The following is a 15426-nucleotide window of genomic DNA, read 5'->3' as shown; positions in this document are numbered from 1 at the left end:
CCCCTCAGATACGCTCGTTAACTTTTCAGCCCTAGAATAGGGGCCGTATTCTCTTCCTTTCGTTCTATCTTCACGAACGAATATATGTCATCGAGCATTTTTTTCAGATAATAGTTGACAAGGGCCTCATTGGACATAATCATATCCATCTGCCGGGTATGCAAGACGAGGTAGCCCAGAACTTTCAAACGCTCTTTGAGGAATTCCTGATCGCACCCTTCCAAGCGGGCAGAGACTACGTCCTCTTTTGCCTCAACCCGGAAGTCAAATCTACTGAGTATCCCACCGATAAAGGCAACGCGGCGCTGGCGACGTGTCACGTCGGCCGCTCCCCCCTTGAATATAAAACTCGCGTAATTTTCTCCCGGTATATCTCCAACAAAGGCCTCCACCGTGGAAAAGTGAAACCCGAGCTTTGAGCTGAGATTACAGAAATGCCGGGAGATCATGAAGTAATTCCGTTCGGCAAAGTTTGCCCCCGTATCCGGACCTATCTCCGGGCGCATAGTGGCTTCGAACATAATGGATACCATGCCCCTGGTATCCACGGCCGGACCCTTCCAGGGTATGGCGGTAATCCCCTCCCACAGGGCGAGCATAGGGATTGAAGCGATGTTATCAATTGAAACTCTCTTTTCCTCGACTGGGACCTTGAAGCCATCCTCGAGATCGACCACCCACCATTGCATCGGCACTCCGCAGACCAATCTCTTGCTTGCTCTCTGCGAAAGATGATATTGATCGCCGGATTCAAACATTTCCCGGACCGATACCTCGTGAATGAAACGAGTAATGTCGTGCACCGTTCGGCATTTTGACGGGGTAAAATCTACCGAATCGGGATCGGTCAGGTTGAGGGGCGTGATATTGGTGAGAACCTGCTCGAGGGTCCTGTATATCGGACTTCCCTTCATGAGACTCAGCCTTTCGGGTCGCACGCCCAAGAGCGATTCGATCCGCCCGGAATAAATCCTGCCGTTATCCGCATCCACAGTAATCAGATCGCCATTTTTTATCTTAGTGGCGGCCGCAGGCACTCCAACCAACGCCGGGACGCCAAATTCCCGGGAAACGGTGGCCAGATGTCCGGCAACGCCGCCCTGTTCAGCCACTACTGCCGCGGCCTTGTGCAGTATTGCGGCCCAACGCGGATAAGCAAATTTGGTAACCATAACCGCACCATCAGGAAAGTGCGCCATGTCATCCTCATGTTGTAGCAAAAACGCCGGACCTGCAGCCACCCCTGGACTAGCCGTGATATCACCGTACAGTAGTGGCTCAGGTCCGTTTTCCTCGCTCGGTATAACGGGCTTCCTTCGTTCCATGGACGACTTCAGGCGGATTAAAGGACGACATTGGAGTATCACTACAGAACCGTCGCCTGTGATGGACCATTCTACATCCTGTGCTCCGCCGAAATGGGCCTCCAGGCGCGAACAGATCTCAGCCAGAAAAAGTGCCTGCTCATCCGTAACAGAGGGAACCTCACGTTCTTTTTCCGGGACTTCGACCGCACCAAGTCCGCCTCCGGCAGCCGGAACTAATTTTATCCCCTTTGGGCGGATAGTTTTAGCCAGTATTTTTACAGGCTTGGTATGCGACAGCACGAAAAGATCGGGGGAGGTCGTACCGTCAACCACTGCCTTGGCCAGTCCCCAGGTGGCATTGATGATTATCTGGTCTTTGCGGAAGTCCTCTGGATCTCTTGAATACGCCACCCCGCTGGCTACCGGATCGACCATGGCCACAACGCCCACACACATGGCAATATCCTCATCACGGAAACCCATATTCAGTCGGTAGGCAATAGCTGAGAGGGAATATTTACTGGCAACCACTTCCTTATAGGCGTTGACAAGGTTTGTACCGTCAACATTTAGGATCGACCGGTACTGTCCGGCAAAGGTAGCCTTATGTTGGTCTTCACCGAGGGCGCTGCTTCTGGCAGCAACTTTGACCCCTGGTGTTGTTTTTCCCTCAAGCTGCCGGTAGGCAGCCTTGATGGCCTCTTCAAGTTCAGGAGGAAGCGGGGTCTGAAGAATGGCGGCGCGAATCCTGGAGGCTTCCTTCTCCAGTTTCTCGATATCCGAGAGATCTACGGAACTGATCCAACGGTTAATTTCATCTTGTAGCTTATTGTAGATTATAAATCTCTCGTAGGCGGCGACCGTAACAGTGAACCCTTCAGGTACCCGTACACCGGACAATTTAGCAATGGAGCCGAGGTTTGCCATCTTGCTTCCCACCTGCTCGGCCATGGTTTCATCAACGTGGTCAAGGGGAATAACGAATGCTCCTCCAGCCAGGACCTTTCGTTCGGCCAGCGCGGTGTCGATCTTACCGAACACGTCCTTTGCAGCCTCAAAAAGCCGCCAGTATTTGCCTCCCCCCAGTTCATTGATACCCTTTATCATCTTATACAGGTTCACAGAGATAGCAGTACAGTTTGCCCTGACAAAGTCCATGCCGAAACTGCGCTTACCGTACAGCATCTTTTCCATGTCGGCCATTATTTCAAGGACTTTATTATTAGAACCCAGCAGGGTCGTAAAGTGCCAATAACGGAGCTTAAAGGCGGCATATAAGTCCGCTTCCTCCGCTGCGCTCAGACGTTGTTGGGGTTCTTCTTTTGAAAAAAGCCTTTTTATTGATTCCCAGAAAGCCAAAGCAACTACCTCATATCTCTAAAAATTGAAGCTCCCCGCTGCAAGCAGCGGGGAACGCGCTCGCTATGCAATGTACAGGCCCTTTGTTTTATAATGAATTATACAGCACAAAACGTCAACCGGAAAGGGGCTGTAAGTTAGAAGGCCAGCCCCGGTGTACGCATCAACGGTATCTTGCGCGGATATGGACCTCACACAAAAAAGGGCCTCTAGTGATAGAGACCCTTTTTCATGTGGATATCCCACTGGATGCTTTGCCTATTTTTCCATCCTTACCACCAGCACCGAGCAGGGGGCATGGTTTACCACTCGTGAGGCCACACCTCCCAGGATGATCCGGGCCGTGGCCCCTAACCCACGGCTGCCTATGGCAATAATGTCAAACCTACCTTTCTTGGCGGTGGTAATGATGGCATCAGACACCGAATTTGATGAAACCACTGAAGTCTTCGGGCTTATACCAGCCGCTGAGAGAACCTTCTGAGCCTCTTCTAACGCCCTTTCTGCATAGGCAGTAACTTTTTTCTCAAGGGACTCCCGTTCACGGGCCGTATATTCAATATCTATATCGGCAATAGAAGGCGTTACGGTCATAAGGGCTACCTGAGCGCCTGTGGCCTTGGCCATATCGGAGACCATCTTGACCGCCTCCATGGCATATTTGGAACCGTCGATCGGCACTAATATCTTCATGCTTACCTCCTGTCTTAGGTTTTTTATTCCTTCTTGGCCTTGGATTTGGTCATGGTCAGTCCTATTCCGTTGAATAACTCATAGATCGAATAACCAAACCACAACGTGTAGATGACGTAGCCACCCAGCAACGCCACCAGAAGCGCCACGTGGTCTTTGACCTTCTCCTGCGTTATACCGTAAAAATTGTAGCCGGGCTCAATAACCTTGCCTATTACCTCATCCAGGAAAAGAGACTCCTCAAAACGTTCCTGCTTATCCAGATCCTTCTTGACCCCCTTAAAGGCCGAATGCCAGATATACATGACCTCCTTCTCATCGTAACCGTATTTGGCGGCCACCTCCGCCCCCCGGTCATTAAACATAAGATCAGCGTCGTTCTCCGCGACCAGCAACGTCTTGCCAAAGTCTCCGCCGCTTAGAGTGACCTTATCTCCTGCTACCACGGCATTCGAGCCGTTTTTACTGAAAAGTATGGCGGCTTTTTCGGCCTCGGATCCATCTTTCATCTTGATGGTCATATCCAGGGGTTTACCCGCAAACTTATGCGTCTTTTCCACGTACTTCGGGATAAAGTAGGTCGATCCCTTGGCCAGGGAGTTGAACATGTCATCCGCATAGATAATGGTAGTCTTGCCATTGAAAAGCGGCACAAACATGATAACGTAAAATACTATGGCAAAAGAGACTAACAAGAGCAGCCCCAGATTGAATGCCTTTGCGTTTTTTACTAACATGGTTTATCCCTCCCCTCTCAGTTCTTTCATGTTCCCAAAAAACTTGCCAAAGACGAACGCGCCGAATGTCGTGACCACTGCAAAAAAGAGGACTATGCCTATGGTATCGAACATACCGGCGGTCGATTTGGCTATGTCAATCCACCCTAACTCGTTGAATTTGTTCGGAAGGGCAAAGAGCCGGTTGAAGAAACCGGCCAGAACGGCCATGGCATAAAAGGCACGGATATAAATACCGCGCACCACCTTGGTCGTCAACGCCCCGACCTGGATGCCGATAAGCGACCCCAGGAGCATGCCCATGGCCAGGGTGTAGAAGACGAATCCATAGATGGCATATTGCGAGATAGAGGCAAAGCCGGCCGTCATGATGATCTGAAGAATATCGGTACCCACCGTGGTAAACGAAGACACACCGAGCATGTAGACAAATATCGGAAAGGTCAGGAAGCCGCCGCCGACACCCATGATGGCCGCCACAAAACCGACAAAGGTCCCGCAAATACCCACAATCCAGGCCGAGAGTTTCCTGCCGCCGGGGACCAGGTCCTCATCAAAGGCGATCATGGGCGGCATGTTGATGGCCTGGAGTTTTCGGGGCAGGCCGGTCAACTCGCCAACCGGGCCACCGCCGTGTGCCCCACCCTCGTCGCCTTTCTTGCTGGCTTTCACAAAGTCCAGCATGGCATAGATGCCGAGAAAACCGAGCAGTAAGGCGTACACGATGCTGATAAAGGTGTCACTGATAACCGGGTTCATGTTGTAGAGGGCCCGGTTGATAACCCCGCCACCAAGCACGCCAAAGATGGACCCGCCGACAAAGGCGATGGCCAGTCCCACGGAGACGTTACCCAGTTTCTTGTGCACCGCCGTTCCCATGATGGCCTTGGCAAAGATGTGAAAAAGGTCCGTACCCACGGCCGTGATACCCTTGATACCAGCGCTCATCAGGGCCGGGGCGATAACAAAGCCTCCGCCTGCGCCGATGCAACCCGTAATCAGTCCGGCGATGAGGCCGATGGCTATCGAGGACAGAAATATAGTAGTCGTATAGGTGGCCGGGGCGTATGCCTTCTTGCCGCCCAAGATGTGCGGAAGGTCTGCCGCCGAGGCCACCATTACGGCCAGGATCGGCAGCAGCAATGCAAGTAATATCAACAACTTTTTCCTGTTTTTCAAGATGGACATGGATGCTTCATAGTCCCATCTGGCGTGTGCGGCGGACGCCATAACTAACACCTGATAAATTTTTCTCGTTGTTTTCATCAAGATCCCCCCCTGTTAGTTTGGTTAGTTATAGCATGGGCGAAGGTGCGAAATACAGACGTCCACGCTTGGTAAATTTTGTATACGAAACCTTGGTTACCGTGCCTCTACCCCCCCTTAATTAAAAAAAGCCCCGCCGTCTTCATAGTGCCTCCCTCCTCGCCGTTTTTATTCGAAAAAGCCTTACTTAAGATCGTATGAACAGCAATTCATTGTTTCTATACCAATATTAGATAAATGGCAAACAAAATTGTAAAAAGGCATCTATTCCCCCTCTCTGTTACTCGGAAAATCCTTTTAACCCCCCTTTAGTAAGAGACTGTGCGTAATAAGTGAGGAGATTATCAAGTAAAATAGGACAGTTCTAAATTGGCTTGACAGGAATTTTTCTCTTCTTGACTTAAGTTATTATCTGCATTAAATTTAACGCGTAAGCGAGAGTGGCGGAATTGGCAGACGCGCTGGACTTAGGATCCAGTCCGCTACCGTGGGTGGGGGTTCAAATCCCCCCTCTCGCACCATTACTAATTCAAGAGGTCAGGAGTACAAAAAACGTGAGATGCAGAGTTGAGGATATAAGCGCCGTCCGCAAGAAGATCTATGTTGAGATTCCTCAAGAAGTCGTGGCTGAGGAGATTGAAAACGCTTACAGGGCCTTAAACAAGAAAGTGAGGATAAAGGGTTTCCGTCCAGGCAAGATCCCCAGGGAGATTTTAGAACGTTACTACCGTCAAAATGTGGAAGTAGATACCCTGGATAAACTTCTCAACGATTCCTACCCCAAGGCCGTTCATGAGACAGGGCTTTCTCCAGTGGCCAGGCCCGTGATTGATGAGGAAGAATTCAAGCCCGGGGAGTATCTTAAATACACAGCTACGGTAGAGGTTAAGCCGCTTATAGAAGTGAAGGATTACCTGGAACTGGAGATTGAGAGGAAGGAGTCGCCGGTTACCGACCAGGACGTAGAAAAAAAACTGGATGAGCTCCGGCAGATGAATGCTCATTTTAAATCCATTGATGAAGACCGGCCGATCAGAGAGGGAGATGTAGCGGTTATTGATTATAAGGGATTTCGGGATGGCAACCCCGTGGAGGGAAGTAACGGACAGAGTTATCATCTGGAGGTCGGCTCCGGGCTTTTCAACCCGGATTTTGAAAGGCAATTAATTGGTTTGTCGAAAAATGCCGAAACAGAAATAAAGGTGACCTTTTCAGAGGATTTTGCAAATAAAACAATGGCCGGGAAGACTATGGATTTCCAGGTTGGTGTAAATGACATAAAAGAAAGGGTTGTCCCGGCCTTAGATGATGCATTTGCTGTGGATCTGGGCGCTGACTTTAAGAACCTCGAAGACCTGCGCAATAAGGTCAAAGAGACCCTGGTTGAGGCTCAAAAAAAGCAGTCTGAAGCCGATATGCGGCGCCAGGTTATGGATCTGCTGATAGCAAAATGTGATTTTGAATTGCCGGAGAGTCTCCTGGAAGGAGAAATAGACGCTATAGTGGATGAGTCCCGGCGTAAGCTGGCAAGAATGGGCATACCCGTTGAATCTACGGGTATTTCCGATAAAGAACTACGTGACAAATTTAGAGAAGAGGCGGGGAAGCGAGCCCGTGGCTCGCTCATCCTGGAGGAGATAGCACGCAGGGAAAATCTAAAGGTGGAAGAGAAGGATATTGACGAAGAATTCGCTAAGGTCGCCCGCACACTCAACATGAAGCCGGAAGAGGCTAATCACCTGCGCGCCAACCCTAACCTTATGCAATCATTGCCGGATTATATATTACCCCAGAAGACACTGGATTATCTTATAGAACATGCGAAGATAAAATTGGCTCAGGCTGCTGTGGAATAAGTATTGAAAATAGATGGAGATTGGAAGATGACATTAATACCTATTGTTGTAGAACAGAGCTCACGCGGTGAACGGGCTTATGATATCTATTCGCGCCTTTTAAAGGAAAGAATAATCTTTTTGGGGTCTTCAATAGATGACGACCTGGCTAATCTGGTGATTGCGCAGATGCTTTTTTTGGAGGCTGAAGACCCGGATAAGGATATTACCCTGTACATTAATTCCCCCGGGGGAATAGTGACGGCCGGACTGGCCGTCTATGATACCATGCAGTACATAAAACCAAATATTGTGACTTTGTGCATGGGGCAGGCTTCCAGTATGGCCGCGCTACTCCTGGCCGCAGGGGCTAAGGGCAAACGCTATGCGCTGCCGCATTCGCGTATTTTGATCCATCAACCCCTGGGCGGCGCCCAAGGTCAGGCCACAGACGTAGATATTCAGGCGCGGGAGATTTTGCGGTTGCGCGAAGAGCTGAACAAGATTTTGTCGGATCACACCGGCCAATCCATTGAGCGGATCAGCAGGGATACGGACCGCGATTTCTTCATGGGCGGCGGGCAGGCCATGGAATACGGCCTCATTGATGAGGTTATAGCTAAACGGCCTGTGCTTAAAAAGGAGGAAATTTAATGTCAAAAAAGGGTGATAGAAAGGGAAGCGATTTACTCTGTTCTTTTTGCGGTAAAAGCCAGGACGAGGTCAAGAAGCTGATCGCAGGGCCGGCTGTCTATATCTGTGATGAGTGTATAGAGCTTTGTAATGATATTATGGCTGAGGAGTATGAGAAGGAAGAGGTGGCCAAGAGGAGCGGCTCGATACCAAAACCTCGAGAGATCAAAAATATCATGGATGAATATGTAATCGGCCAGGAAAGGGCAAAAAAGATACTGGCCGTAGCGGTGCACAACCACTATAAAAGGATTGACAGCCGGGTCGATACCCAGGGTATAGAACTGCAAAAGAGTAACATCCTCCTTGTCGGCCCAACGGGTTGCGGGAAGACTCTTCTGGCCCAGACCCTGGCCAAGATACTGAATGTCCCCTTTACTATTGCCGATGCCACTTCTCTCACCGAGGCCGGTTATGTGGGCGAGGATGTTGAGAATATTATCTTAAGCCTGCTGCAGGCGGCTGACTACGATGTGGCCCTGGCCTCGCGGGGTATAGTTTACATTGATGAGATCGATAAGATCGCCCGAAAATCAGACAACCCGTCTATCACCCGTGACGTCTCCGGCGAAGGCGTACAGCAGGCATTACTCAAGATTATAGAAGGGACTACGGCCAACGTCCCGCCCAAGGGTGGTCGCAAACACCCCCAGCAGGAATTTGTCAAGGTGGATACTACTAATATCCTTTTTATCTGCGGTGGGGCATTTGTTGGCCTGGAAAACATCATCAGAAACAGGATCGGAGTCAAGTCCATGGGCTTTGGCGCCGATATTCGCGGGGCGTCTCAGTCCAGGCTTGGTGATATCCTGGGTGAGGTCAAGCCGGAAGACCTCTTGCGTTTTGGCCTTATACCGGAATTTGTGGGAAGATTGCCGGTCGTGGCCACACTGGAAGAACTGGATGAAGAGGCGCTTATCAAGATATTGAAAGAGCCTAAAAATGCCCTGGTCAAACAATATAAGAAGCTTTTCGATCTTGATCATATTAACTTACGCTTCACCGAAGGGGCGCTGGTGGCCGTGGCCCGTGAAAGTATGAAGAGGAAGTCCGGCGCCAGAGGATTAAGATCTATTCTTGAAAATGCCATGCTGGACATAATGTATGAACTCCCCTCTAAGGGGGACGCAAGGGAATGTGTGATCAGCGAAGAGGTAATACTCAATAGAGAGGAACCCATTATCCTGTATGAGACAACAAAAGCGCGTAGTGCATAAGGGGTATATTTATGTTTGGTTCTAACGCAAAGGGAAAAGAGGATGCCTTGAAAAGGGAGAAGATCGTTGTCCCGCTTTTACCGCTGCGTGATATAGTGATTTTCCCGCACATGGTAGCGCCGCTTTTTGTGGGAAGAGAGAAGTCCATCCAGGCATTAGAAGATGCTATGGGTCGAAAGGCGGATCTTTTCCTTACAGCTCAAAAGGATGCCAAAAGAGATGAACCCGGCGAAAGAGATATAGAACCCATTGGAACCATAGGTAGTATATTACAACTCCTGCGTCTGCCGGACGGTACGGTAAAACTCCTGGTCGAGGGTAAGAGACGCGGGAAGATAACGCAATTCCTGCCCCATAAAAACTTCTTCCTGGTTGAAGTTGAGGAGATGGCTGATATGGGTGAGCATGGTCTGGAAAAAGAGGCGTTGGTGCGCACCGTACGTTCTACCTTTGAGGAGTATGCAAAATTTAACAAAAAGATACCTTCAGAAGTACTTTTATCTATTGCTTCTATTGACGACGTCTCTAAGTTAGCCGACACCATGGCATCCCATTTGACCTTGCGCCTCGCAGACAAACAGACCATCCTGGAGACGTTGAATCTGGCCAAGCGTCTGGAAAAGCTTTATCACCTGATGTGCGCCGAGATAGAGGTCGCTCAGATCGAGCATCGCATAAAAGACCGGGTCAAAAAACAGATGGAGAAGACCCAGAAGGAGTATTATCTCAGCGAACAGATGCGCGCCATCCAGAAGGAGATGGGCGGCAAAGATGACTTTAAAAATGAGCTGAATGAACTCGAGCAAAAGATTAAACGGAAGCGGATGTCAAAAGAGGCCGCAACCAAGGTGCGTAATGAGTTCAAAAAACTGAAGATGATGTCGCCTATGTCCGCTGAGGCTACTGTTGTCCGTAATTATATAGACTGGTTGATTTCCCTCCCCTGGTATGAAAAGAGCAGGGATCAGATAGATATTAACGAGGCAGAGAGGATCCTGGAAGAGGATCATTATGGTCTTAAGAAGCCGAAGGAAAGGATTATTGAATACCTGGCGGTCCAGAGTCTTGTCAAAAAGATGAAAGGGCCGATTCTCTGTCTGGTAGGCCCGCCCGGAGTAGGAAAGACTTCTCTGGCCAAGTCCATAGCGCGGGCTACCAGGCGAAACTTTATCCGCTTATCTCTGGGTGGAGTAAGGGATGAGGCGGAAATCCGCGGTCACCGGCGGACATATATCGGGGCTATGCCCGGGAAGATAATACAATCTTTGCGCAAGGCCAAAGTCAATAACCCGGTCTTCTGTCTGGATGAAGTGGACAAGATGAGCATGGATTTTCGCGGCGATCCTTCCGCTGCCCTCCTGGAGGTGCTTGATCCGGAACAAAATTATAGCTTTAATGACCATTATCTCGATATCGATTATGATTTATCGGAAATTCTCTTTATAACTACGGCTAATACTCTCCACGCTATTCCACCTCCCTTACAGGACAGGATGGAGGTTATTCAACTTTCCGGATATACGGAAGAAGAGAAATTAAATATTGCCAGAAAATTTTTAATCCCAAAGCAGATTCAGGCTAATGGTCTTCAGAAGGGTGACCTGGATATTACAGATAATGCTATTCTGGGGATCAGCCGCCGTTATACCCGGGAAGCCGGCGTCCGTAACTTAGAGAGGGAGATTTCCAGTATATGCCGTAAGGTGGCCAAGGAGATTGCCAAAAACAAAGAGGAGAGGCGAAAGGCAGTGGTTAATGCCCAGTCCCTGGAGAAATATCTTGGTGTTCCTCGTTACCGCTATGGCCTGGCTGAAGAGAAGGATGAGATCGGGGTGGCTACCGGACTGGCCTGGACAGAGTTCGGCGGGGAGATACTGCAGATTGAAGCAGTTATCATGCCCGGGAAAGGCAACCTGACCATCACAGGTAAGCTGGGCGATGTCATGCAGGAATCGGCCAGAGCCGCCCTCAGCTATGTCCGTTCCAGGGCTGAAAGCCTTGGACTGGATGCTGATTTTTACCAGAAGATAGATATCCATATTCATGTGCCGGAAGGAGCTATCCCCAAAGATGGTCCGTCGGCCGGTATTACCATGGCCACGGCTATAACCTCGGCCTTGCTTAAGATCCCGGTCCATAAAGATACGGCCATGACGGGCGAAATTACATTGAGGGGCCGTGTACTGCCTATTGGCGGGCTTAAAGAAAAGATGCTGGCGGCAAGGCGGAGTAATGTGAGTGCGGTGTTTATCCCTCGTGAGAATGAAAAAGACCTCAAAGATATTCCCCCTAGGTTGATTAAATCTATCCAAGTGGAAATGGTTGAAAGCATGGATGAGGTGCTCAAGAAGGCGCTGGTATTGGATGACCCGGAGTCTTTATTCAAGGGTCCGGCATCCTCTCCGGTAGGTGTTTTCCCTAAGGGAGAAGTTCTTCCAGAAATTACCGCCCATTGATATATTGCTTCTTATAGCTTTATGTACATTTTGCTTGACTTGCCAAAATGGAGTTGTTAATAGTACAAACCTGATCAGGGGCGGATAGCTCAGTTGGGAGAGCATCGGCCTTACAAGCCGGGGGTCACAGGTTCAAGCCCTGTTCCGCCTACCATTTCTTGCCTTAAAACAATCGTCGGGGTCGTAGTTCAGTTTGGTTAGAACGCCGGCCTGTCACGCCGGAGGTCGCGAGTTCGAGTCTCGTCGGCCCCGCCAATAAAGTTAAGGGATTAGTCATGATGGCTAATCCCTTTTTTATTTGTAGTACTGCTGCCCCAGAAAGGACTTGACACTTCTGCCCTATCTATTATAGTCAGCCCCGTTTGACTGCTATTTTAAAAATATATGACAGATGACTTGTATTACTGGATGGCCCTCCACCTGATCCCCGGGATTGGGGGTGTCACCTACCGGCAGCTTATCAAGGTTTTTGGCACACCTGAAGAAGTATTCAAGGCCAAAGGAACTGAGCTTACGGCAATAAAAGGAATTCGGTCGGCGACCATAGAGGCTATACGCAACTTTGCCTCCAAAGAACGTGCCGCACAGGAACTAAAATTACTACGTAAATATGGGGTAAAGATACTCACCTTTCAGGATAAGGCATATCCTCAAAATCTGGCAAATATCTATGACGCGCCGGCCCTACTTTACATTAAGGGGAATTTGAGTGAGGCCGATACCTTTAGCGTGGCAGTGGTCGGATCACGTCATGCCACCTATTATGGACAGAAGGCAGCGGAAGGGCTCTGCCGCTCTCTGGCCGGCCATGGCCTGACCATCGTGAGCGGTATGGCGCGCGGCATCGACACGGCTGCCCATCTGGGCGCCCTCTGGGGCAAAGGCCGAACCATAGCGGTACTGGGTTCAGGACTGGACGTCGTCTATCCCGAGGAAAACAAGGACCTATATCAACGTATAACTGAAAACGGGGCGGTTATATCCGAATATCCCTTGGGCACGCCCCCTGAACCTAAAAATTTTCCGATCCGTAACCGGATTATCAGTGGCCTGGCCCTGGGTACGGTTATCGTAGAGGCCACCGGGAAAAGCGGCTCTTTAATAACCGCCAACTTAGCCCTTGAGCAGGGGCGCGAGGTATTTGCCGTGCCCGGGAGCATAAACTCGCTCCGGAGCAGTGGAACACACAAGCTTATTAAGCAGGGGGCAAAACTCGTTGAATCTGCCGAGGACATAGTAGAAGAACTGCGCCCCCCGAAAAAATTCTCCATGGAGCCGGCATTAAAGGGCGAAAAAACTACAAATTGCCCACCGGCCTGTATCCCTCCTCAGGATATTTTGCCTGAAGAAAGGGATATTCTGGCGCTGGTGGAAGAATATCCTCAACATATTGACGAATTAGTCCGAAGAGGAAACTTAGTTGTGCAAAAAGTAAGCAGCATACTTCTTAATTTAGAATTAAAGGGCCTGGTTCAGCAGTTACCCGGAAAACTATTTGTCAGAAAATAACAGGGGATAATATGTCCAAGTCGCTTCTCATTGTGGAATCGCCGACCAAGGCCAAAACGCTACAAAAATACATAGGGAAGAAGTTCACGGTAAAGGCCTCGGTAGGTCATATTAAAGACCTCCCGGAAAACAGCCTGGGCGTGGATATTAAGGATAACTTTCAGCCTGAGTATAAGGTAATAAAGGGCAAGGCAAAGATCATCCAGGAATTGAAAAAGGCGGCCAGGGAGGCAACGGACATCTACCTTGGCCCTGACCCGGATCGTGAAGGTGAGGCCATAGCCTGGCATATCCAAGATGAATTAAAGTCCACCGGCAAGACCTTCCATCGCGTGCTCTTCAATGAATTTACGCCCAAAGCTATTGCCGGGGCGCTGGCAACGCCCGCCTCTCTTGATATACACAAGTTTGAATCCCAGCAGGCCAGGAGGATACTGGACCGCCTGGTCGGTTACCAGATTTCCCCCCTCCTCTGGAAAAAGGTGCAAAAGGGCCTCTCGGCCGGCCGCGTACAGTCTGTAGCAGTGCGCATTGTCTGTGAACGGGAGCGGGAGATTCAGGCCTTTGTGCCTGAAGAATACTGGTCTATTACCGCCGGATTAGAAGGTAAGGAGCCCCCTTCCTTCGAGGCCAGGCTGGTCGCCATTGACCAGAAAAAAATAAAGATCAATGACCAGACCCAGGCCGAAAACATACTGAAAGACCTGGAGGGACATGCCTACCGGGTTGCAAACGTGGAGCGTAAGGAGAAAAAACGTCATCCCAACCCGCCTTTCATAACCAGTACCATGCAGCAGGAGGCTTACCGCAAGCTGCGTTTTTCCGCCAAAAAGACTATGCTCCTGGCCCAGCAACTCTATGAAGGAATAGACCTGGGCGAGGAGGGACCGGTCGGTCTCATTACCTATATGCGTACTGACTCTACGCGCCTTAGCACCGAGGCCGTGACGGCCGTCAGAGAGACGATAAAACAAACCTTTGGCCCGGAATATCTTCCTGCCAGGCCCAATGTATATAAAAGCCGTAAAAGCGCTCAAGAGGCCCATGAGGCCATACGGCCGGCTGACCCATCGCTTACACCGGAAAAGGTAAAAGGCTTCCTCTCTAAAGACCATTTCCTATTATATGACCTGATCTGGAAGAGATTCACGGCCAGCCAGATGTCCTCAGCCGTTATGGATCAGACCATGGTAGATATAGAGGCCGGTTCTTACAGATTCCGCGCCACCGGAAGCATAATGAAATTTCTTGGATTTATGGCCCTCTATGTAGAAGGACTGGATGAAAACGGAGAGGCGGGCGAGGTAACCCTCCCCAAACTTGCAGCCGGAGAGGCATTAAGACTCCTGAACCTGACTCCCAAGCAACACTTCACCCAGCCGCCGCCCCGCTTTACTGAGGCCACCCTCATAAAGACCCTGGAGGAAAGCGGTATCGGCCGGCCAAGTACCTACGCCACCATCCTTTCACACATCCAGGTCCGGAAATACGCCAGCCTTGAAAAAGGATGCTTCAGACCTACAGAGTTGGGCTTTCTGGTCACCGACCTCCTGGTCAATCATTTTCCGGATATACTTAATGTGAAGTTTACCGCCCGGATGGAAGATGAACTAGATAAGATCGAAGAGGCCCAGGCCAACTGGGCGGACACCCTGCGCCACTTCTACGGTCCCTTTAAGGAGCGGCTGGACCAGGCTGAGAGCAATATGGTTTCGCTTAAGGGGCAAGGGCTGCCCACGGATGTGACCTGCGATAAATGTGGAAATCCCATGGTAATTAAGACAGGCAAAAGCGGCCCCTTCCTGGCCTGCTCTAACTACCCGGCATGTAGAAACACCAAGGATTTTAATCGCGATCGAAACGGAAAGATCGAGATACAAAAAGAGGACGAAACGTCATACGGGACCTGTGAAAAGTGCGGACGGCCCATGGTGCAGAAACGTGGCCGGTTTGGGGCGTTTCTGGCCTGTTCCGGTTATCCTGATTGTAAAAACACACGGCCTCTGGGTACCGGAATAAAGTGCCCTGAACCGGACTGTGACGGAGAGATCATTCAAAAACGTACGAAAAAGGGGCGGGTTTTCTATGGCTGCAGCAAGTATCCAAAATGTCAGTTTGCCACCTGGGAACAGCCCGTAGCCGAAGAATGCCCCAGATGCAAAGCCCCTTTCCTGCTCCTCAAAACTGACAAGAACGGAACCAAACAGGTCCGCTGTCCGCAAAAAGAATGCGATTATAAAGAAAAAAGGGGTTAGTTTCCGATCAATTTGTAAAAAATCATTTCACCGCTTAGTATTCACTATCCGTTGTCAGTAGTCCGTTGCCATTTGAGTTATGAGTTGGGAGTTACGAGT

General features: G+C 50.0%; 10 protein-coding genes and 3 tRNA genes. 9 read left to right on the top strand and 4 right to left on the bottom strand.

What is annotated here, in order from left to right:
• Positions 1 to 17: 17 nt before the first annotated feature.
• From RDU59_06550 to RDU59_06535, 4 genes are all read right to left on the bottom strand, one after another.
• Positions 18 to 2666, bottom strand: a complete 2649-nt coding sequence (locus tag RDU59_06550) for a PEP/pyruvate-binding domain-containing protein (GenBank protein ID MDQ7838132.1) — start codon at positions 2664 to 2666, stop codon at positions 18 to 20.
• 258 nt (positions 2667 to 2924) lie between these two features.
• Positions 2925 to 3359, bottom strand: a complete 435-nt coding sequence (locus RDU59_06545) for a universal stress protein (GenBank protein ID MDQ7838131.1) — start codon at positions 3357 to 3359, stop codon at positions 2925 to 2927.
• A 23-nt stretch (positions 3360 to 3382) separates the two neighbouring features.
• Positions 3383 to 4096 (bottom strand): hypothetical protein, encoded by a 714-nt coding sequence (locus RDU59_06540; GenBank protein MDQ7838130.1) that lies wholly within the window; start codon positions 4094 to 4096, stop codon positions 3383 to 3385.
• A 3-nt stretch (positions 4097 to 4099) separates the two neighbouring features.
• Positions 4100 to 5362 carry a sulfite exporter TauE/SafE family protein gene (locus RDU59_06535; GenBank protein MDQ7838129.1) on the bottom strand — a complete coding sequence of 421 codons (1263 nt, stop codon included), beginning with the start codon at positions 5360 to 5362 and terminating at the stop codon, positions 4100 to 4102.
• 434 nt (positions 5363 to 5796) lie between these two features.
• Between RDU59_06535 and RDU59_06530 the strand changes: the two genes are divergently transcribed.
• From RDU59_06530 to topA, 9 genes are all read left to right on the top strand, one after another.
• A tRNA-Leu gene (locus RDU59_06530) sits at positions 5797 to 5883 on the top strand.
• Positions 5884 to 5916: 33 nt separating this feature from the next.
• Positions 5917 to 7218: a trigger factor gene (gene tig, locus RDU59_06525; protein MDQ7838128.1), complete on the top strand. Its 1302-nt coding sequence runs from the start codon at positions 5917 to 5919 to the stop codon at positions 7216 to 7218.
• Between the two features lie 27 nt (positions 7219 to 7245).
• Positions 7246 to 7851, top strand: a complete 606-nt coding sequence (gene clpP, locus RDU59_06520) for an ATP-dependent Clp endopeptidase proteolytic subunit ClpP (protein MDQ7838127.1) — start codon at positions 7246 to 7248, stop codon at positions 7849 to 7851.
• The gene (gene clpX / locus RDU59_06515; GenBank protein ID MDQ7838126.1) at positions 7851 to 9107 is read left to right on the top strand and encodes an ATP-dependent Clp protease ATP-binding subunit ClpX; all 1257 of its coding nucleotides are present in this window, start codon (positions 7851 to 7853) and stop codon (positions 9105 to 9107) included. Before clpP ends, clpX begins: the two co-directional genes overlap by 1 nt.
• A gap of 11 nt (positions 9108 to 9118) precedes the next feature.
• Entirely contained in the window at positions 9119 to 11563 is a 2445-nt protein-coding gene (lon, locus tag RDU59_06510; protein ID MDQ7838125.1) for an endopeptidase La, read from the top strand.
• Between the two features lie 78 nt (positions 11564 to 11641).
• A tRNA-Val gene (locus tag RDU59_06505) sits at positions 11642 to 11717 on the top strand.
• 23 nt (positions 11718 to 11740) lie between these two features.
• Positions 11741 to 11818 (top strand) — tRNA-Asp (locus RDU59_06500).
• 129 nt (positions 11819 to 11947) lie between these two features.
• On the top strand, positions 11948 to 13072 hold the full coding sequence (gene dprA, locus RDU59_06495; GenBank protein MDQ7838124.1) for a DNA-processing protein DprA: 1125 nt from the start codon (positions 11948 to 11950) through the stop codon (positions 13070 to 13072).
• 11 nt (positions 13073 to 13083) lie between these two features.
• Complete coding sequence (gene topA / locus RDU59_06490) at positions 13084 to 15327, top strand: type I DNA topoisomerase (GenBank protein MDQ7838123.1); 2244 nt, start codon at positions 13084 to 13086, stop codon at positions 15325 to 15327.
• The last annotated feature ends 99 nt before the right edge of the window (positions 15328 to 15426 follow it).

It is taken from the genome of Thermodesulfobacteriota bacterium (genome assembly GCA_031082315.1).
Lineage (GTDB): Bacteria > Desulfobacterota > QYQD01 > QYQD01 > QYQD01 > QYQD01.
This window is presented reverse-complemented; position numbering and strand designations above follow the sequence as displayed.